At 72.3% G+C, this 25,418-nt stretch carries 24 protein-coding genes and 1 riboswitch; of the genes, 4 read left to right on the top strand and 20 right to left on the bottom strand.

The window, feature by feature from the left end:
- The first annotated feature begins 78 nt into the window (after positions 1-78).
- Positions 79-459, top strand: a complete 381-nt coding sequence (locus LQ940_RS02155; RefSeq protein WP_231240816.1) for a hypothetical protein — start codon at positions 79-81, stop codon at positions 457-459.
- A 10-nt stretch (positions 460-469) separates the two neighbouring features.
- On the opposite strand, the gene LQ940_RS02150 is transcribed toward LQ940_RS02155, so the two are convergent.
- The 9 genes from LQ940_RS02150 to dacB form a co-directional block, all read right to left on the bottom strand.
- On the bottom strand, positions 470-1,219 hold the full coding sequence (locus LQ940_RS02150; protein WP_231240817.1) for a class I SAM-dependent methyltransferase: 750 nt from the start codon (positions 1,217-1,219) through the stop codon (positions 470-472).
- Positions 1,220-1,280: 61 nt separating this feature from the next.
- On the bottom strand, positions 1,281-2,102 hold the full coding sequence (locus LQ940_RS02145) for a cephalosporin hydroxylase family protein (RefSeq protein ID WP_231240818.1): 822 nt from the start codon (positions 2,100-2,102) through the stop codon (positions 1,281-1,283).
- A gap of 149 nt (positions 2,103-2,251) precedes the next feature.
- The gene (folE, locus tag LQ940_RS02140; RefSeq protein WP_231240819.1) at positions 2,252-2,866 is read right to left on the bottom strand and encodes a GTP cyclohydrolase I FolE; all 615 of its coding nucleotides are present in this window, start codon (positions 2,864-2,866) and stop codon (positions 2,252-2,254) included.
- Positions 2,859-4,934 (bottom strand): ATP-dependent zinc metalloprotease FtsH, encoded by a 2,076-nt coding sequence (gene ftsH / locus LQ940_RS02135; protein ID WP_231240820.1) that lies wholly within the window; start codon positions 4,932-4,934, stop codon positions 2,859-2,861. Before ftsH ends, folE begins: the two co-directional genes overlap by 8 nt.
- Before the next feature lie 161 nt (positions 4,935-5,095).
- Positions 5,096-6,073, bottom strand: coding sequence for a ribose-phosphate diphosphokinase (locus LQ940_RS02130; RefSeq protein WP_231240821.1), 978 nt, complete (start codon positions 6,071-6,073; stop codon positions 5,096-5,098).
- 56 nt (positions 6,074-6,129) lie between these two features.
- The gene (hpt, locus tag LQ940_RS02125; protein ID WP_231240822.1) at positions 6,130-6,681 is read right to left on the bottom strand and encodes a hypoxanthine phosphoribosyltransferase; all 552 of its coding nucleotides are present in this window, start codon (positions 6,679-6,681) and stop codon (positions 6,130-6,132) included.
- Positions 6,682-6,685: 4 nt separating this feature from the next.
- Complete coding sequence (gene tilS, locus LQ940_RS02120) at positions 6,686-7,675, bottom strand: tRNA lysidine(34) synthetase TilS (protein WP_231240823.1); 990 nt, start codon at positions 7,673-7,675, stop codon at positions 6,686-6,688.
- The gene (locus LQ940_RS02115; protein ID WP_231240824.1) at positions 7,672-8,712 is read right to left on the bottom strand and encodes a zinc-dependent metalloprotease; all 1,041 of its coding nucleotides are present in this window, start codon (positions 8,710-8,712) and stop codon (positions 7,672-7,674) included. Before LQ940_RS02115 ends, tilS begins: the two co-directional genes overlap by 4 nt.
- Positions 8,713-8,764: 52 nt before the next feature.
- On the bottom strand, positions 8,765-10,159 hold the full coding sequence (gene dacB, locus LQ940_RS02110; RefSeq protein ID WP_231240825.1) for a D-alanyl-D-alanine carboxypeptidase/D-alanyl-D-alanine endopeptidase: 1,395 nt from the start codon (positions 10,157-10,159) through the stop codon (positions 8,765-8,767).
- 110 nt (positions 10,160-10,269) lie between these two features.
- Here dacB and LQ940_RS02105 point away from each other — a divergent pair, with 110 nt between their 5' ends.
- The gene (locus LQ940_RS02105; protein ID WP_231240826.1) at positions 10,270-10,770 is read left to right on the top strand and encodes an inorganic diphosphatase; all 501 of its coding nucleotides are present in this window, start codon (positions 10,270-10,272) and stop codon (positions 10,768-10,770) included.
- Positions 10,771-10,892: 122 nt separating this feature from the next.
- Here LQ940_RS02105 and LQ940_RS02100 read toward each other — a convergent pair whose 3' ends face one another.
- The 8 genes from LQ940_RS02100 to LQ940_RS02065 form a co-directional block, all read right to left on the bottom strand.
- Complete coding sequence (locus LQ940_RS02100) at positions 10,893-12,902, bottom strand: acyl-CoA dehydrogenase family protein (protein WP_231240827.1); 2,010 nt, start codon at positions 12,900-12,902, stop codon at positions 10,893-10,895.
- A 35-nt stretch (positions 12,903-12,937) separates the two neighbouring features.
- On the bottom strand, positions 12,938-14,230 hold the full coding sequence (locus LQ940_RS02095) for a C40 family peptidase (RefSeq protein WP_231240828.1): 1,293 nt from the start codon (positions 14,228-14,230) through the stop codon (positions 12,938-12,940).
- A 220-nt stretch (positions 14,231-14,450) separates the two neighbouring features.
- Entirely contained in the window at positions 14,451-15,500 is a 1,050-nt protein-coding gene (locus tag LQ940_RS02090; protein ID WP_231240829.1) for a phosphatase PAP2 family protein, read from the bottom strand.
- A gap of 33 nt (positions 15,501-15,533) precedes the next feature.
- Positions 15,534-16,532: an ABC transporter ATP-binding protein gene (locus tag LQ940_RS02085; RefSeq protein WP_231240830.1), complete on the bottom strand. Its 999-nt coding sequence runs from the start codon at positions 16,530-16,532 to the stop codon at positions 15,534-15,536.
- Positions 16,532-18,220, bottom strand: coding sequence for an ABC transporter permease (locus LQ940_RS02080; protein ID WP_231240831.1), 1,689 nt, complete (start codon positions 18,218-18,220; stop codon positions 16,532-16,534). The genes LQ940_RS02085 and LQ940_RS02080 overlap by 1 nt, the downstream gene beginning before the upstream one ends.
- Positions 18,196-19,275 carry a thiamine ABC transporter substrate-binding protein gene (locus tag LQ940_RS02075; protein WP_231240832.1) on the bottom strand — a complete coding sequence of 360 codons (1,080 nt, stop codon included), beginning with the start codon at positions 19,273-19,275 and terminating at the stop codon, positions 18,196-18,198. The genes LQ940_RS02080 and LQ940_RS02075 overlap by 25 nt, the downstream gene beginning before the upstream one ends.
- Positions 19,266-19,373, bottom strand: a riboswitch (TPP riboswitch). It overlaps the preceding gene by 10 nt.
- A gap of 102 nt (positions 19,374-19,475) precedes the next feature.
- Positions 19,476-20,348 carry an RNA polymerase sigma-70 factor gene (locus LQ940_RS02070; protein WP_231240833.1) on the bottom strand — a complete coding sequence of 291 codons (873 nt, stop codon included), beginning with the start codon at positions 20,346-20,348 and terminating at the stop codon, positions 19,476-19,478.
- Complete coding sequence (locus LQ940_RS02065) at positions 20,345-20,920, bottom strand: carboxymuconolactone decarboxylase family protein (RefSeq protein WP_231240834.1); 576 nt, start codon at positions 20,918-20,920, stop codon at positions 20,345-20,347. Before LQ940_RS02065 ends, LQ940_RS02070 begins: the two co-directional genes overlap by 4 nt.
- Positions 20,921-21,003: 83 nt before the next feature.
- Between LQ940_RS02065 and LQ940_RS02060 the strand changes: the two genes are divergently transcribed.
- Positions 21,004-21,918: an alpha/beta hydrolase gene (locus LQ940_RS02060; RefSeq protein WP_231240835.1), complete on the top strand. Its 915-nt coding sequence runs from the start codon at positions 21,004-21,006 to the stop codon at positions 21,916-21,918.
- Complete coding sequence (locus tag LQ940_RS02055; RefSeq protein ID WP_374229431.1) at positions 21,915-22,349, top strand: GNAT family N-acetyltransferase; 435 nt, start codon at positions 21,915-21,917, stop codon at positions 22,347-22,349. The genes LQ940_RS02060 and LQ940_RS02055 overlap by 4 nt, the downstream gene beginning before the upstream one ends.
- Here LQ940_RS02055 and LQ940_RS02050 read toward each other — a convergent pair.
- From LQ940_RS02050 to LQ940_RS02040, 3 genes are read right to left on the bottom strand one after another with little or no spacing between them, the layout of a single operon-like run.
- Complete coding sequence (locus tag LQ940_RS02050) at positions 22,337-23,428, bottom strand: MBL fold metallo-hydrolase (protein ID WP_231240837.1); 1,092 nt, start codon at positions 23,426-23,428, stop codon at positions 22,337-22,339. The genes LQ940_RS02055 and LQ940_RS02050 overlap by 13 nt on opposite strands.
- Before the next feature lie 10 nt (positions 23,429-23,438).
- Complete coding sequence (locus LQ940_RS02045; RefSeq protein ID WP_231240838.1) at positions 23,439-24,242, bottom strand: SDR family oxidoreductase; 804 nt, start codon at positions 24,240-24,242, stop codon at positions 23,439-23,441.
- On the bottom strand, positions 24,239-25,339 hold the full coding sequence (locus LQ940_RS02040) for an NAD(P)H-dependent amine dehydrogenase family protein (RefSeq protein ID WP_231240839.1): 1,101 nt from the start codon (positions 25,337-25,339) through the stop codon (positions 24,239-24,241). The genes LQ940_RS02045 and LQ940_RS02040 overlap by 4 nt, the downstream gene beginning before the upstream one ends.
- Between the last annotated feature and the right edge of the window lie 79 nt (positions 25,340-25,418).

Genomic DNA, 25,418 nt, shown 5'->3' with positions numbered 1-25,418 from the left:
GCCGACGTTATCGCGACGGCGCCGGCGCCGCGCGCGCGTGCCACGGGGGCGCGCTGCCCCGGCTGGTCTAATGGGCCCATGCCCCCGGAGTTGATCGAGGTCGACGTCGTGCACAGCTATGCCAGGCGCGTCGGCGACCGGGTGCAGCTGGTGCTGACGCTGCCCGCCGACACGCCGCTCGAGGGTCGGCGGGCGTGGCTGCGGCTGGTCCCCAAGCACGACGCCGAGCCGTTCCGGGTGCCGACCGACCTCACCCGCGACGAGAGCGGGTGGCGTCTCGAGGCGTACGCCGACGCCGTCTCGCTGACGCCCGGCCTGTGGAGGCTCTGGCTGCGCGTCGGCAAGGGCGGGCCGCTGCCGCGGCTGCAGGCCCTCCTGCTGATGAGCGACATCCAGCCCATCGCCCTGCTGCCGGGCCCGCGGACCCGCACCCTGATGGCGGAGCCGGATCCTCGCTGACGCGAGACCGTCAGGCCCCCACCGGGCGCAGGTCGGCGAGCGCCGCCGTCACCCGCTCCCGCGCCCCGGCCGCGTCGTCGGCGCGTGCGGCCACCAGGTCCGCCCAGAGGGGTCGGGCGAGCAGGTCGGCGGCATCGTGCGCGCGGGTGCGCCCCAGCACCTCGTCGGGCACCGGCTGCGGGTCGGGCACGACGAAAACCTCCAGCAGGTCGTCGTAGGCCTCCAGCAGCACCCGCGACCCCGCGTCGAGCCCGAGGACCACGGCCGTGCCGGTCGGCTGGGTGTCCACCTCGAGGCACACCAGGTCCGGCCGGTGCGTGCGCAGCACCTCGGCCACCTTGTAGACGTCCCCCGTCCACCCGCCCCCGCTCTGGCTCTCGCGGACTCGTCGCGCCTGCCCCACGTTGCGCGGCAGCATGTCGTCGAGGACCACCACGGACCCCGGGTGACAGAAGCGCTCGACGTTGATGAGGTCGCGCAGCGCGTACTCCGACAGGTGCATGCCGTCGATGAACGCCAGGTCGATGAGCGGCTCCTCGAAGTGGGCCAACGGGTGCTCGCGGGCGAAGAACTCGTCGCTGGTCGTGCGGACCAGGTGGAGGTCGCAGAGCAGCTCGGACACGACCGTGAAGAAGGGGTCGATGCCGATGGACCGGGTCCGGGACAGGGTCAGGCTGCGGCCGTTGTTGACGCCGATCTCGAGGTAGGTCCGCGGCTGGAGCACCTCGTGCAGCGCGCGGAGCAGGTCGTGGCGTCGCATGAGGCACACCGTAGACGACGGCCGACGTCGACGGCGTTCGCCGACCCCGTCGGGCCTGGCCCTACGGCGCGTCGGTGTCGGCGTAGCGCTCGCGCAGGACCGAGCGCCGGTTGGTGCCCTCGGCGTTGCGGCCCTTCTCGATGAACACGAGGTTGTGGTAGCAGTGCACGGCCACGACGTGGAGATCGGTGTAGGTCGGCTCGTAGGACTCGTCGACGTACTCCTCGTAGTTGAGGCCGTCGACCAGGTCCTTGACCAGCGCCATCGTGGTCGTCGGGTCGTGCCGGTCCTCGCTGCCGCCCCACTCGGGCCAGTAGGACGTCTGGGTGTCCTCGATGGCGTAGATCCCGCCCTCCTCCAGGAGCGGGAAGAGCACCTGGAAGGTCTTGCGGATGTGCTCGGGGCGGTGGCTGCCGTCGTCGACGACCACCGTGAGCGGACCCGCCTCCGCGGCGATGCGGCGCAGCAGCGACTCGTCGTCCTGGCTGCCCTGGTAGGTGTCGATGCGATGGGCCCGGACGAAGGACTTGTCCTCGATGTCCAGGCCGACGATCCGCGCGTTGGGGAAGAAGAACTTCCACATCTGCAGGGAGGCACCGCCCTGCTGGTCACGGACGTAGCCGCCGATGCCGATCTCGAGCAGCGTGAACCGCTCCTTGCGCAGGTGGCCGAAGTGACGCTCGTAGTGCGGCGTGTAGAAGTGCATCCCGCTCTTGTCGGTGCCGAAGTGCTCGGCCAGCTGGGTGAGCGACATCGCCTTGAGCGCCCGGCGGCGCCGCTGGGCGGCGGTGGGGGCCGGGGTCGGGGGGCGGGCGGGCCTCTTCCGCGCCGGGGGCGGCGGGGACCCGACCGCCTTGAGGCGGTCCCACACCCGGGGGCTCACGAGCGGCTTCACGGTACGGACTGCGGCCCTCTTGGCCGGGCCGGGGTTGAACACAGGCGCTGCTCCTCTGGCTCCGGCCTCTGGTTCGGGGTCGCGACACCGTACCAACGCATCCTCCGCCGGGCGGCCGAAAGTGGCTGGCGGAGACCTCAGTGGCTGCGGTGGATCAGCGCCATGGCCTCGGACCGCGTGGCGGCGTTGTGCATGATGCCGCGCACGGCGGAGGTGATCGTGCGGGCGCCCGCCTTGCGGACCCCCCGCATGGTCATGCAGAGGTGCTCGGCCTCGATCACCACGATCACCCCACGCGCCTCGAGGATCTTCATGAGAGCGTCGGCGACCTGGGTGGTGAGGCGCTCCTGCACCTGCGGGCGCTTGGCATAGACGTCGACCAGCCGGGCCAGCTTGGAGAGCCCGGTGATCTTGCCGGTCTCGGCCGGGATGTAGCCGACGTGCGCGACCCCGGTGAACGGCACCAGGTGGTGCTCGCACATCGACCAGAGCTCGATGTCGCGGACCAGGACCATCTCGTCGTGGCCCAGGTCGAACGTCGTGGTGAGCACGTCCTGAGGGCTCTGGCGCAGGCCGTGGGTCAGCTCCTCGTAGGCGCGCGCCACCCGCTTCGGCGTCTCGCGGAGACCCTCACGGTCGGGGTCCTCGCCGATCGCGAAGAGCAGCTCCCGCACGGCCGCCGCCGCTCGGTCGTGGTCGAACGCGGGGATCTCGTCGGGGGTGCGCGTCGGCGTGCTGATCGGGTCAGCCATCGAGCGACTCGCTCGACAGTCCCGGGCCCGGAGTGGGCGCGCCGCCAGCTGGGGGCGGTCCCCCGTGCACGTCGCCACCGCTGCCGGGCGGGGTGATGATGGCGCCCGCGCTCTCCTCGTCGATGCCCTGGCCGTTGGCGGCCACGCGGTCGCGGATCTCCTGCGGGATCTCGATCGGCGGGATGTCGGAGGGGTTGCGGTTGGGCGACCCGGTCCACGCCGGCCGCTCGGGGCGCCGACGCAGCGGCGTGAAGATCTCGGCCACCTCTTGCTTGTCCAGCGTCTCCTTGTCGAGCAGCGCGAGGACCAGGGAGTCGAGGACGTCGCGGTTCTCCTCGAGGATGTCGAACGCCTCCTGGTGGGCGGCGGCGAGGAACTTCTTGGTCTCGTCGTCGATCATCGCGGCGACGTCCTCGGAGTAGTTGCGCTGGTGACCCATGTCGCGGCCGAGGAACGGCTCGGAGTTGGAGTCGCCGAGCTTGATCGCGCCCAGCCGCTCGGTCATGCCGTACTGCGTGACCATCGCGCGGGCCAGGCTCGTGGCCTTCTCGATGTCGTTGCCGGCGCCGGTGGTGGGGTCGTGGAAGACCATCTCCTCCGCGGCCCGGCCACCGAGCATGTAGGCCAGCTGGTCGAGCATCTCCGAGCGGGTCTGGGAGTACTTGTCCTCGTCCGGGAGCACCATCGTGTAGCCGAGGGCGCGGCCGCGCGGAAGGATCGTGATCTTGTGCACCGGGTCGGTGCCGGGCAGCGCCGCGGCCACCAGGGCGTGCCCGCCCTCGTGGTAGGCGGTGATGAGCTTCTCCTTCTCGCTCATCAGGCGCGAGCTGCGCTGTGGGCCGGCGATCACCCGGTCGATGGCCTCGTCGAGCGCCTCGTCGGTGATGACCTTCTCGTTGTTGCGCGCGGTGAGGAGCGCGGCCTCGTTGAGGACGTTGGCGAGGTCGGCGCCGGTGAAGCCCGGCGTACGACGGGCGTAGGACATCAGGTCGATGTCGGGCGCCATGGGCTTGCCGCGCGAGTGCACCTCGAGGATCTTCTTGCGGCCGGCGAGGTCGGGGGCGTCGACGCCGATCTGGCGGTCGAAGCGGCCCGGACGCAGCAGCGCGGGGTCGAGGACGTCGGGCCGGTTGGTGGCCGCGATCAGGATGACCCCGCCGCGCACGTCGAAGCCGTCCATCTCGACGAGGAGCTGGTTGAGGGTCTGCTCGCGCTCGTCGTGGCCGCCGCCCATGCCGGCGCCGCGGTGACGACCCACGGCGTCGATCTCGTCGATGAAGACGATCGCGGGGGCGTTCTCCTTGGCCTGCTCGAACAGGTCGCGCACCCGGCTGGCGCCGACGCCGACGAACATCTCGACGAAGTCGGAGCCGGAGATGGAGTAGAAGGGGACGCCCGCCTCGCCCGCCACGGCGCGCGCCAGCAGGGTCTTGCCGGTGCCCGGAGGCCCGTAGAGCAGCACGCCCTTGGGGATCTTGGCGCCGACCGCCTGGAACTTCGCCGGCTCCTGGAGGAACTCCTTGATCTCGCCGAGCTCCTGGATCGCCTCGTTGGCGCCGGCGACGTCGGCGAACGTCGTCTTGGGCATGTCCTTGGTGATCAGCTTGGCCTTGGACTTGCCGAACTGCATCACGCCGCGGCCACCGCCACCTTGGACCTGGTTCATCAGGAACAGGAACAGCAGGATGATCAGCGCGAACGGCAGCAGCGTCGCCAGGATCGAGCCGAGCAGGCTCGGCTGGGGGTTCTCGGAGTTGGCCTCCTTGATCGTCCCCTTCGCGACCTGCTCGTCGACCGCCTTCAAGATGCCCTGCTGCTGGCCCTTGATGTAGTAGGCGACGACCTTGTCGCCGCTGTCGCGCACCCCGGAGTCGAGGGTGGCCTGGATCGCCTGGTCCCCGTCGATGAAGGTGATGTCCTTCACCTCGCCCTTGGCGATGTAGGACTCCATCCGCGACGTCGGCACCTCGTCGTACCCGCCTCCGGGCGCGAGGAACTGGAGGGCGAGGAGCACACCGACGACGGCGACCGCGATCCACACCCAGGGACCCTTGAAAATGCGCTTCACAGACTTCTCTTCGCTTGTACTGGGCCTGTCGAGGTGAGCCCAGGACTGAACACTCGACGGTACACGCCGATCACACAGCACATCTTCTCAGGCACATGGGTGAAACGACCCGCCGGGCAGCGAGGTTCCGCGATCTCCCACCGACTCATCCCACCGACTCGTCAGTCGAAGAGGCGCGGCTGGGGGGAGGCGTGGGCCGGGTCGACGCCGTCGAAGAGGCTGCTGACCGACTCGCCGTCGTGGATGCGCTGGATGGCGGCGGCGAAGAGGCCGGCCACCGAGCGGACCCGGAGCTCGGGCCAGCCCGTCGGGCTGGGCACGGTGTCGGTGGTGACGACCTCGGCGATCATCGGGTGCCCCTGCAGGCGCTCGAGGGCCTTGCCGACGAAGAGCCCGTGGGTGCAGGCGATCGAGGCGGTGGTGCAGCCCTGGTCGGCCAGGCGGTCCAGCAGCTCGAGGATCGAGCCGCCGGTCGAGATCTCGTCGTCGAGCACGATCGCCCGCTTGCCGACGACGTCGCCGACGATCGCGTCGATGACGACGCGGTCGTCGGCCAGGCGCTTCTTGCTGCCGGCGGCCACCGGCAGGCCGAGCAGCCGGGAGAACTGGGTGGCGGTCTTGGCGTTGCCGAAGTCCGGGGACACGACCACCGCGTCGGTGAGGTCCTGGCCCTGGAAGTGGTCGGCCAGCTCGCCGAGGGCGGTGAGGTGGTCGACCGGCACCGAGAAGAAGCCGTGCACCTGCGGGGCGTGGAGGGTCATCGTGATGACCCGGTCGACGCCCGCGGCCACGAGCAGGTCGGCGACCAGCCGGCCGCCGATGGAGATCCGGGAGGCGTCCTTCTTGTCCGAGCGTGCATAGGAGTAGTACGGCACCACGGCGGTGATCGACGCGGCCGAGGCGCCCCGCGCCGCGTCGATCATCAAAAGCAGCTCCATCAGATGCTCCTGCGTCGGCGGCGAGAGCGGCTGCACGAGGAAGACGTCGCGCAGCCGGCAGTTGGCCTGGAGCTGGGCCTGGAGGCAGTCGTTGGAGAACCGGGTCATCTCGACGGCCGAGAGCTCGACGCCGAGGTGCTCGCAGATGCCCGCGGCCAGGGCGCGGTGGGCGCTTCCGCTGAAGACGACGATCTCGCGCATGGGTGTGCGGCCTCCTCCAGGCGCTCGGTGATCCAGAGGGTAGCCGTCACACCCCATCAGGAGTAGACGTGAGGTGCGAGCGTCGCGATGTCGCGCAGGTTGCGGTAGCGCTCGCGGTAGTCGAGGCCGTAGCCCACGACGAACTCGTTGGGGATGTCCCAGCCGACGTACTTGACGTCGACCGGCATCTGGAGCGCCTCGGGCTTGCGCAGCAGCGTGCAGATCTCCACGCTGGCCGGGCTGCGGCTGGTGAGGTTGGAGGTGAGCCACGACAGCGTGAGGCCGGTGTCGATGATCTCGTCGACGATGACGACGTGCCGCCCGGAGATGTCGGTGTCGAGGTCCTTGAGGATCCGCACGACGCCCGACGACTTGGTGCCGGAGCCGTAGGACGACACCGCCATCCAGTCCATCTCGACGTGCCGGGTGAACGCGCGAGCCATGTCGGCCATGACCATGACCGCCCCGCGCAGGATGCCGACGATCAGCAGCTCCTTGCCGGCGTAGTCCTGCTCGATCTCCTCGGCCAGCTCGCCGACCCGCTCCAGGATCTGCGCCTCGGTGAAGAGCACGTTGACGAGGTCGTTCTCCACATGGGCTGAGTCCATGCGGTCAGGATTCCACAGAGGGCGCCGCGAACCGCAGGTGGTCTCCCTGCCGATACGCCGTGACGTGGCCGGGCAGCTGGATGGCCTTGGGCAGCCGGTCGCGGTTGGCGACCTGGCGCTCGAGCGCGTCGACGTGGACGGCGAACAGCTCGCCGGACGGACAGCCCGCCCTCAGCGCCGCCAGGCGCAGCATCCGGGTGCGGACCGCCGGCTCCAGGGTGGCGATCTCCGCGACGTCGAACCCGGCCACGTCGTCGTGGTAGCGGGCGTACGCCGTCTCGGCGAAGCGGTCGAGCGCCTCCATGTCGGGCCGCAGCTGCTCGGCGGTGCGAGCGAGGGTCTCGGCGACCCCGGGCCCGAGCTCGCGCTCGAGGGTCGGGAGCACGGTGTGGCGCACCCGCGAGCGAGTGAAGCGCGGGTCGGCGTTGTGCGGGTCGGTCCAGAACTCCAGGCCCTCGGCGCGGCAGGCGGCGACGGTCTGGGACCGGCGGAGCGCGAGCAGGGGCCGCCGGAAGACGTCGAACGCCAGGCGCATGCCGGCGATGGACCGTCCGCCGGAGCCGCGGGTCAGCCCCAGGAGCACCGTCTCGGCCTGGTCGTCCAGGGTGTGGCCCAGGAGCACCGTCGTGGAGCCGAAGTGCTCGGCCATCTGCTCCAGCACGGCGTAGCGCGCCTCGCGCGCGGCCGCCTCCGGACCCCGGCCGGCCGACTCGACCTGGACCCGCGCGGAGCAGGTCTCGTCGGCCCCGACGCGCGCCATCTGGGCGACCACCCGCGCGGCGTGCTCCGCGGACCCGTCCTGCAGCCCGTGGTCGACGGTGACGCCGACGACCCGCCCACCCGAGGCCCGGGTCTCGAACACCGTGGCGGCCAGCAGCGCCAGGCTGTCGGCGCCGCCGGAGCAGGCGACCAGGACGGCACCGTCACCGAGGGCGACGACCCCGTGCCGGCGTACGGCGAGCCGGACCGCCGCGACGTCGGCGTCCAGGCTCATCCGAGGACGCGGGCGACCCAGGCCTGGGGGTCGGCGACCTCGGCCTTGGACGGAAGGTTCTCCGGGCCGGCCCACACCGCGTTGAACTCGGTCATGCCGACCTTGTCGACGACGGAGCGCACGAACGCGGCGCCGTCGCGGTACTGCGCCATCTTGGCGTCGACGCCGAGCAGCCTGCGCAGGACCCGGTCGAGGGTCCCGACGCCCTTGCGGCGCTCGTTGAAGGCCCGGCGGATCCGGTCGACGCTCGGGATGACCGAAGGCCCGACGCCGTCCATCACGACGTCGGCGTGGCCCTCCAGCAGCGACATCACCGCGGTGACGCGGTCCATGATCTCGCGCTGCTCCGGCGAGCTCATGATGTCGACGAGCGAGCCGCCCCGGGCGCCGCCCCGGACGCCCTCGACCAGCCGCTGCAGCCCGTCGTCGAGCAGGCCGGAGGGCTCGACGGTGTCGGCGATCGCCTCGATCTCGGAGAAGAGGTGGCCGCGCAACCACGGCACTGCGGTGAACTGCACCCGGTGGGTCTCCTCGTGCAGGCAGACCCAGAGCCGGAAGTCCGTGGGATCGGCGCCGATCTCGCGCTCCACGTGGACGATGTTGGGGGCGACCAGCAGGAGCCGGCCGTCGGGTGCGTAGAACGGGTCGAACTGGCCGAGCACCTTGCTGCCCATGAACCCGAGCAGCCCGCCCACCTCGGCACCGGTGATGCGGGAGCCGACCTTGAGGGCCAGCCCGGTCGGAGGCTTCTTCGAGGCCACCTTGTCGATGAGCGGGGCGATGACGACCCGGAAGCCGTCGGCGTTGGCGCGCACCCAGCCCGCACGGTCGACGACGAGCACCGGCGCGGTGTGGTCCTCGGCCACCAGGCCCGTGAACTCGCGGACCAGCGCGGTGGAGCGCTCGGCGCCGGCGCGCAGCTCGGCCACGGCCGCGGCGGCTTCCTCGGGGCTGGTCTCGGGCCCGTCGCCGGCGATCCTGGAGCCGAGCGAGACGGCGAGATCCCAGTCGACCATCGAGTCCTGCGGAGAGGTCATGCCCACGAATCTATCGGCTGCCTGGCTGGACCACCGCCGGCTCGGAGCGCCGTCAGCCGCATCGACAGGCCCCGAGCGCGGCCGCGGCCGCGTCGAGCGCGACCTCCGCGTCGGTGGCGTCGAGGCGCTTGACCCGGTCGGCCATGAGCACGAAGAGCATCGGCCGCCCGGTGACGTCGGTCGCGACGCCGGCCAACGAGGCCACGCCCGTCAGGGTGCCGGTCTTGGCCCGCACCCGTCCCCGGCCCTCGACCGGCCCCTGCCCGAACCGGTCGGCCAGCGAGCCCGTGAACCCGGCGACCGGCAGCCCGCCGAGGACCGCCTCCAGCTCCGGCCGCCGGGTCGACAGCCGCAGTACGTCGATGAGCGCCGCCGGCGTCATCCTGCTGCGCCGCGACAGTCCACTGCCGTCGTACAGGGTGGTGCCGGGCAGCGCCACGCCCGCCTCCTCGAGGACCCGCACCACGCCGCGGCGGCCGGCCTCGAACGAGCCCTCGCCCTGCACCGCGAGCCCGACGTGGCGCAGCAGCACCTCCGCGGCCTCGTTGTCGCTGACCAGGAGGACCCGCTCCACGAGCTGCCACAGCGGCGCGCTCGCGACCCGCGCGATCGGCGTGGCCGACCGGGGAGCCGTGCCCGGCGCGGGCGCGCCGGTGACCTGGACGCCCGCCCGGGCCAGGGCGGCGGCGAACGCCTGAGCGGCGGCCAGGGCCGGGTCGGCGACCCGCCCGGGGCCGTCCGCGGGGCGACCCTCGTCGACCCACAGCGAGGTGATCGGGGAGACCACCCCGTCCGGCACGTAGTCCGGCTCCCAGTGCGGGCTTGCGGAGGGGCCCGTGAACAGCCCGGCGTCGTACTCGAGCGCGACCTTGCGGACTCCCTGCCGCCGTAGCGACGCGGCGGTGCGGGAGGCGAGGTCCTCGACGTCCGCGCGGGGCGGGTACGGCGCGGCCTCACCGGGGCCGGCCGGGCCGCGGGCGAGCAGCGGGTCGCCGCCGCCGACCAGCACCACGCGACGCGGCCCGGCCCGCACCACCGTCGTGTCGAAGGTGCGGTCGGGACCGAGGGCCAGTAGCGCGGCGGCGCTGGTGACGACCTTGGTCGTCGAGGCCGGCACCGCGGCGCCCTCGCCGATCGTGACGGTCCGCCCGGATCCGAGCGGTGCGACGGCGGCCAGGACGTGCCGGCCCAGGTCGGGGTCGCCCAGGTACGGCGTGAGCGCCTGGCGCACTGCGGGCGGCCTCAGCGCGCCGGCCCGTGCGGGCGCTGCCACCTGCCCGGGGGCGAGTACGGCGGGCAGGTCCAGGCCGGGCGGCGGGGCGATCGCGGCAGGGTCGTCACCCGCCGCATCCGGGCCGAGCCAGCGCTCGACGAGGTCGTATCGCCACACGGCGGCACCGGCGAGCACGAGCGCGAGCACCAGCAGCGTGCTGATCGCGCGTCGCATCTCTCACCTCCCGGCTGCCTCCCGACTGCATGTGCGAAGCCATTGTGCGGGACAATGGTCGCCGGCCTCGCCGGGGCCACCCGCAGGCGACAGACATTCCGGAGGATGACGTGCTCGAGTTCGACGTACTGGTGGAGATCCCGAAGGGGGAGCGCAACAAGTACGAGGTGGACCACGAGAGTGGGCGCATGCGCCTCGACCGGATGCTGTTCACCTCGACGCAGTACCCGGCCGACTACGGCTACATCGAGAACACCCTCGGCCAGGACGGCGACCCGCTCGACGCGCTCGTGCTGCTCCAGGCGCCGACGTTCCCCGGCTGCCTGATCAAGTGCCGCGCGATCGGCATGTTCCGCATGACCGACGAGGCCGGCGGCGACGACAAGGTCCTGTGCGTGCCCGCCGCCGACCCGCGCCAGGAGCACCTGCGCGACATCAACCACGTGCCGAAGTTCGACCGGCTCGAGATCCAGCACTTCTTCGAGGTCTACAAGGACCTCGAGCCCGGCAAGTCCGTCGAGGGCGCCGACTGGGTCGGCCGCAGCGAGGCCGAGCTCGAGGTCCACGCCTCGTTCAAGCGGTTCCGCGACATCGGCGGCGTCGCGCACTGAGCCGCGCTGTCGGCGCGAGGAGTTTCACCGGGTGCCCGGTGAAACTCACGCCTCCCTTACGAAGCTTTGTGGGGGAGGCGCCAGTTTCACCGGATCCCCGGTGAAACTCCCGCGGCCGAACCTCACACCCCGGTCGGCCCTACGAGGTCGGGCGCGCGAAGCATCTCAGGCGGTACGCCGAACGCGTCGACCAGGTCGGCCGCGAGCGGGCGGACCTTGCGGCACAGTGACGACACCTCGCGGCTGATGGCCTTCGACCGCGCGCTGGTGAGGCGGCCGTGCTCCATGAACCACGCCCGGTCAGCCTCGATGGTTGACAATGCGTGCAGGTCGCACAGCAGGTTGAGGGCGACCTTGAGGTCACCGTCGGGCAGGGCCCGGGTCTTCTCGACGAACGCCTCGAGGACCAGCCGCTCGACGTGGGCGCGCGCGGCGCCGATCACGTGGTCCTGCACCTGGGAGAACACCGCGCCGGGGTTCATCTTGTTGTCGATCCCGCGCTTGAGCCGGCGGGCCACCCCGCCGAGCATGTGCTCCTCGCGGAAACGCAGCATGGCGAGCTGGTAGTCGGGGTCGAGCAGCCCGGCCTCCTGGTCCCAGCCGTCGTCGCCGCCGGGCAGGACGTCCTTGATGCGCTCGAGCAGCTTGTGCACGCTGGTGCGCTCGAGCACGGTCTCGACCGCGAGCCCGGCCACGAACCGGACCATCCCGAACTGGTCGAGGTCGGCGAACTCGCTGGAGTAGTCGGTCAGCAGCCCCTTGGCGACCAGCTGGAGCAGGACGTGGTTGTCGCCCTCGAACGTCGTGAAGACGTCGGTGTCGGCCTTGAGGGCCGCGAACCGGTTGACCGCCAGGTAGCCGGCCCCGCCGCACGCCTCGCGGCACTCCTGGATCGTCCGGGTCGCGTGCCAGGTGCCGAGCGCCTTGACTCCGGCCGCCAGCGACTCCAGCTCGCGCTGGCGCTGCTCACCCTCGACGACGCCGGACAGGATGTCGTGCAGCTCGCCCGAGACCCGCTCCTGGGTGAAGTGCAGCGCGTAGGTGCGGGCGAGCAGCGGCAGCAGCCGGCGCTGGTGCAGCCCGTAGTCGAGGAGCAGCTCCTCGGTGTCGTCGCTCGTGGCCTCGAACTGACGGCGCCGCAGCGCGTACTTGGTCGCGATCGTCATCGCCACCTTGGCGGCGTTGATGCCCGCGCCGCCCACGCACACGCGCCCCTGGATCAGGGTGCCGAGCATGGTGAAGAACCGCTTGTTGGGGTTCTCGATCGCGCTCTCGTAGACCCCGGCCGGGGTGACGTCGGCGAACCGGTTGAGCATCGCGGTGCGTGGCACCCGCACCTCGTCGAACCACAGCCGCCCGTTGTCGACGCCGTTCAGGCCCATCTTGAGCCCGTCGTCCTCGATCCGGACGCCGGGGCAGGGCTTGCCCCCCTCCCGGATCGGTACGACGAACGCGTGCACCCCCTCCGAGCCGCCGGCGACGTGGAGCTGGGCGAAGACGACGGCCAGCTCGGCATGCTTCGCGGCGTTGCCGAGGTAGTCCTTGCGCGCGTCCTCGCGGGTCGTCGTGATGACGAACTCCTGGGTCGCCACGTCGTACGTCGCGACGGTGCCGAGCGCCTGCACGTTGGACCCGTGACCGGTCTCGGTCATCGCGAAGCAGCCCATGGTCTTGCCGGTGATCAGGCCGGGGAGGTAGGCGTCGTGGTGCTCCTGGGTGCCGAGCTGCAGGATCGCACCGCCGAAGAGCCCGAACTGCACGCCGACCTTCACCAGGACCGACAGGTCGCCGAACGCCAGCGTCTCGAACGCCGCGATGGAGGCGCCGATGTCACCGCCACCGCCGTACTCCTGCGGGAAGCCCATGCCGGTCTGTCCGGTCGCGGCCATCTCGACGACGATCTCCTTGACCCGCTCGCGATAGTCGTCGGTCGACAGCGTCTCGGCCTCCTCGAGCACCGAGGCGTAGTCGGCGAGGTTGCGCCGGACCAGGTTGCGGATCTCGGCGTACTTGCCGTCGAGCACGGCCTGCAGGGCGGGTACGTCGACCGTGGGCTCGACGTAGACGCCGGCGGCGGGCTCCGGCAGGGGCTCGGGCGTGGCGGCGGACGGCGGCGCGGTGTCGGTCGACATGGCGGCAGGCTACCGGCGCCCGCGCGACCACAGGCCTAGGGCCGGGCGAAGAAGTTCGGCGCCGTCCAGTAGTAGAGGGACTCCTCGACGACGGGCCGGCCGGTGCGGGGCGCGTGGATCATCCGGCCGTCGCCGAGGTAGAGGGCGACGTGGTAGATCGACGACGGGCTGCTCGAGGAGCCCCAGAAGGCGAGGTCGCCGGGCTGCAGGTCGCCGGCGGAGACCGGCGTGGACGCCTCGTACTGGGCCACCGAGTAGTGGGGCAGGGCGACGCCGCCGCGCTGCCAGGCCGCCATCGTGAGCCCCGAGCAGTCCCAGGAGCCGGGTCCGGCCGCGCCCCAGACGTAGGGCTCGCCGATCTGGGCACGGGCGAAGGCGATCGCGGCACGGGCCCCGCCCGAGGAGTCCGCGGCCGGGGTCGGGGCGGGAGCGGGCTGGGGCGCCGGCTCCGGGGCGGGCGGCTCGGTGGCGGGCGGCTCGGCCGCCTGCTGCGAGTCCTGCTCGGGCGCGGCCGCCTGCGCCGCTTCCTCAGCCGCCTCGTCGGTCGCCGCCGGGGCGGCGACCTGATCCGCGGCGGCCGCCTCGGCCGCGGTCGCCTCCAGGCCGGCCTGGCGGCGCTCGGCCAGCCCGACACTGATGTCCTGCAGGCGCGCGATCTCGGCCAGGAGGCGCGTCTTCTCCTCGGCTACCGCCTGCGCCTGCGCCGCCGCAGAGTCCGCCGCGTTCTGAGCCAGGTCACGGGCGGCGCGGGCGGCGGTCTCGGTGCGCTCGGCGTCGGCGCGGGCTGCTGTCGCCGCGTCGCTCGCCTCCGCGGCTGCCGCGGAGGCCGCGCGGAACTCGTCGTAGTTGGAGTCCAGGGCGGTCTCGGTGTCTCGCATCGTGTCCATGCGCTCGAGCACGTCCAGGATGCCGTCGGACTCCATGACGCCGGTCATGGCGTTGAGGGTCGGCATCGACTGTACGGACGTCACCACGGAGCTGGCGTAGACCTCCCGGAGCCGCTCGACGTCGGCCAGCGCCTCGGTCTCCCGCTGCGCGGCCGCGCGCGCCGCGGCGCGGGCCAGGCCGGCCTCGTAGCGGGCGCCGTTGAAGGCCTCCGCCGCCTGGGCGGCCGCGATCGAGGAGGAGCGGAGCCGCTCGTTGGCCGCGTCGATCGCGGCTTGGACCGAGGCGACCTGGTCGCCCTTCCCCGTGACCGCGGCCCGCGCCGCGTGGACCTCGGCACGGGTCGGCACGGTGTCGTCGTCGGCGTACGCCGCCGGGGCGCTCGCGCCGGCGGCGGCGAGGGCGAGGCACAGGGTGGCGGCGGCGGTCGCGCGGGAGCGCACGGCGGTCTCCAGACGGTCGGGAACAGGAGCAACTCCCGGCACGCTAGTGCTCAATTGTCACAAAAGCACCATTCTCCCCAACTTTTTCTCGATCACTCGGCGTGTCGGCTTGACGAACTACATCCTTGTAATTCGTGGGCTCGGATAGTCCCGGACATTCAGGTCGCGTTGGATCGATCCAATACGACGCGAACGTCCGGGACTATCCGCCGGCCGCGACTCAGGCAGGGTGGACGGGGATCGCCGAGGTGGCGGTGGTGGGGTGGGAGCGCAGGCTCCGCTTGTCGAACCTCTGGCCGGTCGCGAGGCCGCCGAGGTAGAAGGAGACGAAGGCGATCATGATCCCGGCGACGTCGTCGGCGAGGTAGTGCCAGCCGAAGTAGAGCGTCGCGACGACCGTGATCGCGAAGTTGGCCCAAAAGACGGCCTTGAGCAGGCGGCTGCGCAGGGTGAACTGGACCATGAGCGCGAACAGCAGCGTGATTGCGCAGTGCAGGCTCGCGAACCCCGCGACCGACTGCACGATGCCGGTGACACCGCCGTGGATGACGTCGATCCGCGCCGAGGCCAGGCTGTTCATCAGGTCGGTGGTCGGGGTGTGGGTCAGGTCGTTGTAGCGCGAGAAGTACTCGAAGCCGGGGCCCTTGGTGGGCAGCGCGTAGTACGACAGCGTGCCGAGCGACCAGGCCAGGCACTGCGACGTGGCGAACCAGTAGCCGAAGGAGATGTTGCGCGACCACACCAGCCAGGCCGTCAGCATCAGCGGCACCATCGGCAGGAAGAGCACGTAGATGTAGGACAGGATGTGCGCCGAGAAGGTCTCGCCGAGGAGCGCGTGCAGGACGACCGGCGGATCCTGACCGAAGAACAGCACCCGGTCCAGGTACATCAGCTCGCGGTCGTACTCGACGTCCCCCCGCGCGATCGGCAGGCACGACTTGAGGTTGCGGTAGCTGACGTAGGTGACATAGAAGGAGACGACGCCGACCACCACCAGGGTGACCCGCTCGCGGTTCCAGTGGGTGCGGATGCGCTCGCGCACGATGCCGGCCATCGCCGAGGGCCGCAGCCGCGAGAGCCACAGCGTCCGGGGCAGCAGGTCCAGCACCACAGCACCGACCAGCAGCAGCGGGAGCCTCGCCCAGGACGGTCCGAGGAACTTGCCCTCGGGGTCGAGCAGCGGGCGGTCGTAGTGGTTCGAGACGATGAGCGCCAGGATGCCCATGACGGCGGCCGTGCCGATACAGGTCACGTAGGCGCGGCGATACACCGGGTCAGTGTAGGGACCACGCAGGGGATCGCCTCAACGCATGACCGCGAGTCGGGCCCGATCGACACCCAGCCGCACCGACTCCCCCGGAGCGGGGTGCGTGCCGACCGCCGCGACCGCGTCCAGCTCACCCAGCCCGGCGACCTGGACCACCAGGCGGACCTGGTCCGGCGTGACCCGCGCGGACAGCACGACGCCCCTGAGGTCCTCGGGACGGTCCGGGCGCGCGGCCTCGTCCACCGTCAGGGCCGAGCGTCGTACGGCGACCGCCGGACCCGCCGGCAGGCCGGCCGCGGCGAGCAGGCACGCGGCCGCGTCGTCCACCAGGACCCGGGCGTAGCCGAGGAAGAGCGCGGTCTCGGGGTCGGCCGGCGCCGCCCACACCTCGCCGATCGGCCCGCTCTGCACCACGCGGCCCTCGCGCATGACCGCGATCCGGTCGGCGACGGCGTAGGCCTCGTCGTGGTCATGGGTGACCATCAGGGCGGTGGTGCCGGCGGCGACCAGGATGTCGCGCAGCTCTCCGGCCAGGCGCTCGCGCAGTCCGGCGTCGAGGGCGGACAGCGGCTCGTCGAGCAGCAGCAGCCGTGGCTCGACCGCCAGCGCGCGGGCGAGCGCCACCCGCTGCCGCTCCCCGCCCGAGAGGGTCGCGGGCAGCCGGTCGGCGTACCCGGCCAGGCCGACCAGCTCGAGCAGCCGCTCCACCCGCTCGCCGGCGTCGCGCACCTTGCGCAGGCGCAGCGCGTAGCCGACGTTGCGCCCGACGCTCAGGTGGGAGAAGAGCTGCCCGTCCTGGAACATCAGCGCGAAGCCCCGCCGATGGGTCGGTACGGCGCTCAGGTCGCGGCCGGCCCAGGCGATCGTGCCGCGCGCCGGCTCCAGCCCGGCGACCGCGCGCAGCAGCGTCGACTTGCCGGAGCCGGAGGGCCCCAGCACGGCCAGCACCTGACCGGTGGGCAGCTCGAGGTCGACGTCGACGACGGCGGGCACCCCGTCGTAGTCGACCGAGACCCCGGACAGGGACAGGCTCATCAGAGGGCTCCCAGGGACGGGACCCGCAGGCGCTCGACGACGAGCATCACCAGCGCGGTCGTGGCGGCGAGGACGACGGAGGCGGCCAGGGCCATGCCGAAGTTCATCTCGCCCGGGCGGCCGATGAGCCGGAAGATCACCACCGGCAGCGTCGCGGACTCGTCGCGGGCGAGGAAGGCCGTGGCCCCGAACTCCCCCAGCGAGGCGGCGAACGCGAAGCCCGCCGCCGCCAGCAGCGGACGCCACAGCACCGGGGCGTCGACGGTGAGCAGGGTGCGCAGTGGACCCGCTCCCAGGGAGGCCGCGGCCTGGCGCTGCCGGTCGTCGATGCCGTCGAGCACCGGCACCAGCGTGCGCACCACCAGGGGCAGCGCCACGAGCGCCTGCGCCACCGGCACCAGCAGCGCCGAGTCGCGCAGGTCGAGGGGCGGGCGGTCCAGCGTGATCAGGAAGCCGAAGCCCAGCGTCGCCGCGGACACCCCCAGCGGCAGCATGAAGAAGCCGTCGAGGACGCCGCGGATCCGGCGCTCGGAGCGCGAGCGGGAGCGCCGGGTCACCGCCAGCGCGACGAGCAGCCCCAGCAGCAGCGAGATCCAGGTCGCGTCGACCGCCGTACGCAGCGAGGTGACCAGGGCCTCGGTGACGGGGACCACCAGCGCCTGCTGCTCACCGACGCTGTCGAGGGCCCGGTAGTTGGCCAGGCTCCACGCGTCGTCCACCCGCAGCGAGCCCAGCACCAGCGTGACGACAGGAGCGGCGACGAGCACGAGCAGGAGGCCCGTCATCGCGGCCGCCGGGAGGTCGCCGCGGCCGGGCCGCCGCGGCCGGGGCGGCACGCGTACGACGGTCGGGTCCGGCGTGGCGCGCAGCCGGGCCGCGACCGCGAGCAGTGACACCACGGCGACCAGCTGGACGATCGAGAGGGCGGCGGCGCCGGGCAGGTCCAGGAAGTTGGTGGTGAGCAGGTAGATCTCGGTCTCGACCGAGCTGTACTCGGTGCCGCCCAGCGTCAGCACCACCCCGAACGAGGTGGCGCAGAAGAGGAAGACCACGCTCGCCGCGGACACGATGGCCGGGCGCAGCGCCGGGAGGGTGACCGTGCGGAGGACCTGGAGCGGGGTGGCGCCGAGCGCGGCCGCGGCCTCGGCGGGCCGGGCGTCCAGCGACTCCCACGAGGCGCCGACCGCGCGGATCACCACCGCCGCGTTGAAGAAGACCAGCCCGGCGACGATCGCGACCGGCGTCCCGTCGAGCCCGAGGAAGCCCAGCGGTCCGGCCTCTCCGAGCAGCTGGCGGAACGCCACGCCGACCACCACGGTCGGCAGCACGAACGGCACCAGCAGGGCCGCGCGGACGGCACGCCGCAGCGGGAAGTCCAGGCGGTGCAGGGCGTACGCCGCCGGCAGCCCGAGCAGCACCGCCACCAGGGTCGCCACCGCGGCGGTCCAGACGGTGAACCACACGACCTGGCCGGTCCGGGCCCGGGTGAGCACGTCCAGGACCGCTCCCGCGTCGAGCTCGCCGTCGGGCCAGAAGCCCCGGGCGACCATGCCGCTGACCGGCAGCACGAAGAAGCAGCCGAGCACCACGACCGGCAGCAGGGCGAGGGCGACCAGCGACGCGGGACGCCCCCACGACCGGACCGGCGGCCTGATCGACGCGCTCACCCGCTCGTGACGTCGCGCCACTCGGTGAGCCAGTCGTCGCGCTGCTCGGCCACCTCGGCGGGGTCGACCTCGTGCGGCTCGGCCGGCTGCTCGGCGAACTTCGCCCAGTCGGCCGGCAGCTCGGTGCCGGCGACGACCGGGAAGACGTACATGCTGTCGGGCAGCGCGGCCTGCACCTCGGGGCCGACCAGGAACTGCACCAGCGCCTGCGCACCCTCGGGGTTGGCGGCTCCGGCCAGCACGCCGGCGTACTCGACCTGGCGGAAGCAGGTGTCCAGCAGCGCGCTGGTGGTCGTGCCGCCCTTGCCGTCGACGGTGAACGCCGGCGAGGAGTCGTAGGACAGGACGATCGGCCGGTCCCCCTTGCCGCCGCCTTGGGTGAAGTCGGTCTGGTAGGCGTCCGACCAGCCGCTGGTGAGCCGGGCGCCGTTGGCCATGAGGTCGGCCCAGTAGCCCGGCCAGTCCTCGCCGTACTTGTCGATCGTGGTGAGCAGGAAGGCCAGGCCGACCGAGCTCGTCGCCGCCGAGGGCAGGACGAACAGATCCTGGTACCGGGGGTCGGTGAGATCGTCGAGCGTCTGCGGCGGCGCGATCCCCTTGCGGGCGAACCAGGTGTCGTCGACGTTGACGCAGACGCTGGCGTTGTCGACCGGCGTGAGCGCGCGGTCCGCGTCGCCCTCGAGCAGGTAGGTCTCGGCACCCGCGGGCAGGTCGACGTCGGACGCTTCGAAGACATCGGCCTCGAGCGCCCGGGACGCGAAGGTGTTGTCGACGCCGAAGGCCACGTCGCCGGTGGGGTTGCCCTGGGTGAGGACGAGCTTGTTGGTCAGCGCGCCGGCGTCACCGGCGGCCCGCACGACGAGCTCGTAGCCGGACTCCTCCTCGAACGCCGCGACCACCTCGTCGGGCAGCGAGAAGGACTCGTGGGTGACGAGGACGACCTCGCCGCCCGCCTCCTCGGCGCGCGCGTCGTCGTCGCCCGAGCCGATCAGCGAGCAGCCCGTGGCGGCCAGTGAGACCGTCAGCGCGACCGCGGCCAGGCGGGTGGGCGCATGGGCAGCGGAAATGGACCTCATGGATGACTCCCTTCGCCGGTACTAGCCGGAGCAGGTTCAAGGGTCTGCGGCTGGTCCGCACTCTCAGCAAGCTCGCGCTTGCTCCCCTGTCGTGTGCCGCCACCCTAGCGCGACCGGTGGCCGGCCGCCGCGAGGCCCGGTGGCCGGCGGACCGACGGCCGGCAGATGTCCGAGCGCCCCCCTCCCGGCGTGCAGCCCGGTCACCGCTCGAGGGCGGTCTCCTCCTCGAGCCACGCGAGCTTGTGCGGGTTGCGGACGAAGTAGATCGCGGTGACCAGGCCGTCCTCGATCAGGAAGGTGCCGAGGGTGTCCAGGCCGGTCTCGTTGAACATGCGCAGCGCCGGCCCGCCGTTGACCTGCACCACGTCGACGGCCGCCGCGCCACCGGCGCCGACGGCGGCCAGGAACCGCAGCACCTTCTCCGAGCCGTGGATCGGCCTCAGGGCGGCCTTCGTGACCCCGCCACCATCGGTGAGGAGCACGACGTCGGGCGCCAGGACGTCCATGAGCGACTGCAGGTCACCGGTCGATGCGGCCTGGATGAACCGCGCGAACACCGCGTCCCGCTCGGCGGCCGTCACCCGGGTCCGCGGCCGCCGCGCCTCGACGTGGCCCCGGGCGCGGTGCGCGATCTGCCGTACGGCGTCCGGGGTCCGGTCGACGGCGGCCGCGATCTCGTCATAGCCCACCGCGAAGACCTCGCGGAGCACGAACACCGCGCGCTCGGTCGGCGTGAGCGTCTCGAGCACCAGCAGCATCGCGGTGGACACGCTGTCGGCCAGCTCGACGTCCTCGGCGACGTCGGGCACCGTCAGCAGCGGCTCGGGGAGCCACGGGCCGACGTAGGTCTCCCGGCGCCGGGCCGCGGTGCGCAGCCGGTTGAGCGCGAGCCGGGTGGTGATCCGGACGAGGTAGGCACGCGGCTCGCGCACCGAGTCCCGGTCCACCTCGGCCCACCGCAGCCACGTCTCCTGCAGGACGTCCTCGGCGTCGGCGGCCGAGCCCAGCATCTCGTAGGCGACGGTGAAGAGCAGGTTGCGGTGGGCGACGAACTCCTCCGTCGTACCGGTCATGAGGTCGAGGGTAGGACGATCGGCACCTCGCAGACGTCGGAGTAGCCCTGGCTCTGGAGGCCGGCGGCGGCGTTGAAGCGCGAGCGCATGTTCTCCAGCGCGACGATCTGGGTCAGCTCCACGACCGCCGGGACCCCGAGCGCGCCGAGCAGCCGCTGCGTCAGCTCGTCGGTGACGGTGGGCGGGGTGACGCTCATCGCCTCGGCGTACTCGAGCACGTCGCGCTCCACGTCGGTGAAGACCGTCGACTGGCGCCAGCGGGGCACCTCGCGGAGCTTGGCGAGGTCCAGGCCCTCGTGGTGGGCCAGGAAGTAGCCGAAGTCGACGCACCACGAGCAGCCGATGACCGCCGCGCTCGCAAGCTCGGCGTAGGACTTCAGGTGCGCGTCGAGCCGGTCCCACCTGCTCACCTTGCTCTCGAAGGAGAACACCGCCTTGGCCACCTTGCGGTGGTGCCACAGGACGTAGGCGTTGTCGGGCACCTTGCCCCAGGTGCGGCGCGCGTAGGTGGTCAGGGCCTTGCCGTAGGGGCCGGAGATCGTGGCCTGGGGGATGCGGAACGTGCTGGGCATGGCTGCTCCTTCTCGAGTGGGTGTCTGGCCACGAGACACCGGCGCCCCTTCGTCTGTGACACCTCGTGTGCGACGCTCGTCGCATGCCGAGCCGCCGCCACCAGCTCCTGGTCTGGGCACTGCCGCGTCTGCGGGGGTCGCAGGAGCTGGACGACGTCGCCTCCGAGCGGGCGCGGGTCGAGCAGTGGCACGCCACGCTGCCGTCGTCGCTGCCCACTCGCGCCGTGCCGCGCTTCGACCGGCGCTACACACTCACCACCGAGACCCTCCAGGGGCCCGACGGCGACTTCACGTCGTACACGGTGACGCCGCGAGGCCTGGACCCCGACTTCACGCTCTACTACCTGCACGGCGGCGGGTTCATGGCCCCCGCCGACCCCTTCCAGGTGCGCTACGTCGTGCGGCTGGCGACCGAGCTCCGGGCGCGGGTCGTCATCCCGGACTACCCGCTGACGCCCGAGCACACGGTGGACGCCTCCCACCTCGCGGTCGCCGACCACGTGTCGGACTGGGCCCAGGAGGGGCCGCTGGTGCTGCTGGGCGACTCCGCCGGCGGCGGCTTCGCACTGGCCGTGGCCGAGACGCTGCGCGACCGCGGCGGCCCGCAGCCCGCCCGGATGGCGCTCTTCTCGCCGTGGGTCGACCTGTCGACCAGCACGGCCGAGGAGACCGAGGCCTTGGACGCCGTCGACCCCTGGCTGTTCATCGGCAAGCTCCGCACGTACGCCGAGTGGTGGGCCGGCGGCCCGGAGCGGCTGACCCGCCACGAGGCCTCCCCCGCCCTCGCGCCGCTGGACGGACTGCCGCCGACGCTGATGTTCTGCGGGACCCGCGACCTGCTCGTGCCGGGGTGCCGCCTGCTGGCCCGGCGCGCGCAGGAGTCCGACTGGGACCTCACCTACATCGAGGAGCCGGGGCTCCTCCACGTCTACCCGCTGCTGCCACTCATCCCCGAGGCGAAGCGGGCCTGGCGACAGCTGCTGGCATGGCTGGGGTGAGCATCGAGGTCGTCGGCTTCGACGACCTCGACACCCGCACGGCGTACGCCGTCTGGCGGCTGCGCCAGGATGTCTTCGTCGTCGAGCAGGACTGCCCCTTCCCCGACCTCGACGGGCGCGACCTGGAGCCGGGCACCCGCCACGTGCTCCTGCGCGAGGACGGCGCGCTGATCGGCTACGCGCGGGCGGTCGACGACGCCCACGAGTGGCGGATCGGGCGGGTGGTCCTGGCCCGCGCCGCGCGTGGCCGCGGCCTGGCCGACGAGCTGATGCGGGCGACGATGGCGGTCTGCCCGGGCCGCGACCTGGTGCTTGACGCCCAGGCTCCGCTGGCGGGCTGGTACGCCTCGCACGGCTTCGTCGTCGACGGCGAGGAGTTCATCGAGGACGGCATCCCGCACGTGCCGATGCGGCGCCCTCACGCCTCCTGAGCGCGGAACAGCACGCCCTCGGGGGTCTCCTCGCGCGCGGCCTGACCCCGTGCGACCAGCAGCTCGAGGTGGGCCTTGGTCTCCATCGCGGCCATGCCCTGGCTGAACACGTCGAGCTCGCCGAACGGCGTCTCGTGGCGGGTCCAGCCCAGGCCCTGCGCGACGTCGTGGGCGGTGACGGTCGCGGCCCCCATGAGCGCCAGGCTGTCGGCCAGCCGGCGCTCGTGGTGCTCGAGCAGCTCGTCGACACGGGCATGGGAGGACGGTGCGACGGGGCCGTGGGCCGGCAGGATGGTGAGGTCGGGCAGCCCCCGCACCTTGGTCAGCGAGGCCATGAAGTCGCCCAGCGGCTGCTCGGCGGCGGGCATCGTGAACCCGATCGACGGCGTGATCGTCGGCAGCACGTGGTCGCCCGCGAACAGCAGGCCGGCCTCGCGCTCGGCGAAGACGAAGTGCCCCGGGGTGTGCCCGGGCGTGTGCACCGCGTCGAGGGTGCGCCGCCCGACCGGGATCTCGTGGTCGCCCTCGAGCCAGGTGTCGGGGTAGGCCCAGACCGACATGTCCGGCGCCTCGCGGTGCTCGTCCATCCGCACCCACTGCGCGGCGACCTCGCGGGCCCCGGCCGAGACCAGCACGTCGACGAACGGGTTGCGGGTCAGGTCCTCGATGTTGTTGAGCAGGTCCAGCGCCGGCTTCTCGTCCGCGCCGAGGGCGACGTCGATGCCGAGCTCGTGGCCGAGCACGGTGGCCATCGTGAAGTGGTCGCGGTGCACGTGGGTGACCAGGAAGCGGCGCAGGTCCCCGAAGCCGTAGCCGACGTCCTTCAGGCAGCGCTCGAGCAGCTCCCGGGCGACCGGGATGGCCCAGCCCCCGTCGACCAGGGTCAGGCCGTCGTCGGTCTCGATGACGTAGACGTTGATGGCGCGCAGGCCGTCCATCGGCAGCGGCAGCGGGATCCGGAAGATGCCGTCGGCCACGCGCCAGGCACCCTCCGCGGTCCAGTGCTCGCCGGAGTCCGGGGAGACGGCGTACGCCGTGCTGACGCCGGGGTCGCGGCGGGGTGCGGAATCCGTGGTCACGGGTCGGACGCTACTGCCCGACGTCGGGGAACCCGAGGTCGAGGGTGGGCTGCTGGATGCCGCCGTCGACCTCGAGCAGCTTGCCCGTGACGTACTGGCCGGCCCGCGAGCTGAGGTAGAGCACCGCGGCCGCGATGTCCTCCGGCTCGCCGACCCGGCGCAGCGGCGTCCTGGTCTCCAGCTGCTCCATCAGCTCGGGCTGCCCGGCGACGTACTCGAGCGCGCTGGTCATGATCGAGCCGACATAGACGCCGTTGACCCGGATCCGCGGCGCGAGGTCCTGGGCCGCCAGCTTGGTCCAGTGGGCGAGCGCCGCCTTGGCGGTGCCGTAGGCCAGGAAGCCGCGGTCGGCGGTGCGGCCCATCATCGAGCTGATCGTGACGACGCTCTTCGGCAGCTCGTCGTCGCGCAGCATCAGCGGCACCGCCGCGCGGGTCAGCGCGTGCGCCGTGGTGACGTTGAAGCTGAACGCCTCGTTGAGGAGCTCGTTGCTGGTCTGGAGGAACTCGGTCGGGAAGGTGCCACCGACGTTGTTGACCACCGTGTCGAGGCGCCCGAGCTCGTCGTAGGCCGTCTGCGCGAGGCCGGCGACCGCGTCCAGGTCGCTGAGGTCGGCCGGGACCACGATCGCGCGGCGCCCGGTCGCGCGGATCCGCTCGGCCACGCGGTCGAGCTGCCTCCCGGTGCGAGCGGAGATCAGCACGTCGGCGCCGGCCTCCGCGAGCGCGACCGCCGTACTCGCCCCGAGGCCGCGGCCGGCACCGGTGACGATGGCGACCTGGCCGGTGACGGCGAAGCGGTCCAGGATGCTCATCGGGCGACGAGCCCGCGGCCGGTGACCAGCGGCAGGTCGAGCGCGGTGACCAGGCCGGGCTCGGCCGCCACGACCGCCGGCAGGGCGTTGAGGAGCCGCTGGGCGGTGGTGACCATCCCGGAGACGTTGTGGTCGCCGTGCTCGCCGTGGTGGGTGAAGTCGACCTGCATCATCGGCTCGCCGGTGATCCGGATCCGGTAGCAGGCGTCGCTGCCCGCCGGCGGCGTCTCCCACTCCGGCACCTGGTCCGGCGCGGTCCGGGTGACGTGCTCGAGCACGACACGGGGGGTCCCGTGCACCTTGCCGACGACCTGGAAGCGGACCGCGCCCATGGTGCCGGCCTCGATGTCGCCGGAGACCGAGGGGGTGAAGACCTCGGCCGCCCGCCGGTCGACCTCCTCGGTGAGCGGCTCGTCGAGCACGACGCCGAGCCCGGCCGCAATCTGGCGTACGACGCTGCCCCAGGCCATGGCGAGGATGCCCGGCTCCCACAGCAGCGGCCGCGACTCCATCGCCTGTCCGAAGCCGAACATGTCGCGCATGACGACGGGCTGGTAGTAGGTCGAGTAGTCGCAGACCTCCATGACCCGGATCTCGTCGATGCGCCGGCTCAGGCTGGTCATCACCAGCGGCAGCACGTCGTTGGCGAAGCCGGGGTCGATGCCGTTGACGTGGAGGCTCGCGCCCCCGGCGCGACAGGCGTCCTCGATGCGCGTCAGCATCTCGGGCGGCAGGATCCCCTCCGGCCACTGCAGGAGCACCGGGCCGCTGCTGACCACGTCGATCCCGGCCTCGACGAACGAGATCAGGTCCTCGATGCACTCGAGCACCCGGTCGTCGGCCATCGCGGTGTGCACGATGGCGTCCGGCCTGAGCGCCAGCAGGGCGTCTCGGTCCCTGGTCGCCGCCACCCCGAGCTCGCGGCCCAGCTCCGCGAGCACCCCGGCGTCCTTGCCGTCCTTGTCGGGGTTGGACACCCACACCCCGACCAGCTCGAGGTCGGGGTGCGCGTCGATCCCGGCGATCGCATGCCGCCCGAGGGTGCCGGTGGACCAGACGACGACGCGCAGCCGGCGCTCGGGGATCGCTTGGGGCATGGCGTCAACCTAGAACAGGTTCTAGGTCGGCGGAAGGCCTCGGCTTCTAACTCACCGTTACTTCTTGTTCCACACCCTG

The organism is Nocardioides sp. cx-173 (genome assembly GCF_021117365.1).
GTDB lineage: Bacteria > Actinomycetota > Actinomycetes > Propionibacteriales > Nocardioidaceae > Nocardioides.
Note: the sequence above shows the minus strand (reverse complement) of the source record. Positions and strands in the feature narration are given on the sequence as shown.

What these genes read in the sequence shown, in the direction of transcription:
- LQ940_RS02155 (WP_231240816.1), top strand. Translation starts at nt 79, where the DNA reads ATGCCCCCGGAGTTGATCGAGGTCGACGTCGTGCACAGCTATGCCAGG.
- LQ940_RS02150 (WP_231240817.1), bottom strand. Translation starts at nt 1,219, where the DNA reads ATGCGACGCCACGACCTGCTCCGCGCGCTGCACGAGGTGCTCCAGCCG.
- folE (WP_231240819.1), bottom strand. Translation starts at nt 2,866, where the DNA reads ATGGCTGACCCGATCAGCACGCCGACGCGCACCCCCGACGAGATCCCC.
- LQ940_RS02130 (WP_231240821.1), bottom strand. Translation starts at nt 6,073, where the DNA reads ATGCGCGAGATCGTCGTCTTCAGCGGAAGCGCCCACCGCGCCCTGGCC.
- hpt (WP_231240822.1), bottom strand. Translation starts at nt 6,681, where the DNA reads ATGGACTCAGCCCATGTGGAGAACGACCTCGTCAACGTGCTCTTCACC.
- tilS (WP_231240823.1), bottom strand. Translation starts at nt 7,675, where the DNA reads ATGAGCCTGGACGCCGACGTCGCGGCGGTCCGGCTCGCCGTACGCCGG.
- LQ940_RS02115 (WP_231240824.1), bottom strand. Translation starts at nt 8,712, where the DNA reads ATGACCTCTCCGCAGGACTCGATGGTCGACTGGGATCTCGCCGTCTCG.
- dacB (WP_231240825.1), bottom strand. Translation starts at nt 10,159, where the DNA reads ATGCGACGCGCGATCAGCACGCTGCTGGTGCTCGCGCTCGTGCTCGCC.
- LQ940_RS02100 (WP_231240827.1), bottom strand. Translation starts at nt 12,902, where the DNA reads ATGTCGACCGACACCGCGCCGCCGTCCGCCGCCACGCCCGAGCCCCTG.
- LQ940_RS02085 (WP_231240830.1), bottom strand. Translation starts at nt 16,532, where the DNA reads ATGAGCCTGTCCCTGTCCGGGGTCTCGGTCGACTACGACGGGGTGCCC.
- LQ940_RS02075 (WP_231240832.1), bottom strand. Translation starts at nt 19,275, where the DNA reads ATGAGGTCCATTTCCGCTGCCCATGCGCCCACCCGCCTGGCCGCGGTC.
- LQ940_RS02070 (WP_231240833.1), bottom strand. Translation starts at nt 20,348, where the DNA reads ATGACCGGTACGACGGAGGAGTTCGTCGCCCACCGCAACCTGCTCTTC.
- LQ940_RS02065 (WP_231240834.1), bottom strand. Translation starts at nt 20,920, where the DNA reads ATGCCCAGCACGTTCCGCATCCCCCAGGCCACGATCTCCGGCCCCTAC.
- LQ940_RS02060 (WP_231240835.1), top strand. Translation starts at nt 21,004, where the DNA reads ATGCCGAGCCGCCGCCACCAGCTCCTGGTCTGGGCACTGCCGCGTCTG.
- LQ940_RS02045 (WP_231240838.1), bottom strand. Translation starts at nt 24,242, where the DNA reads ATGAGCATCCTGGACCGCTTCGCCGTCACCGGCCAGGTCGCCATCGTC.
- LQ940_RS02040 (WP_231240839.1), bottom strand. Translation starts at nt 25,339, where the DNA reads ATGCCCCAAGCGATCCCCGAGCGCCGGCTGCGCGTCGTCGTCTGGTCC.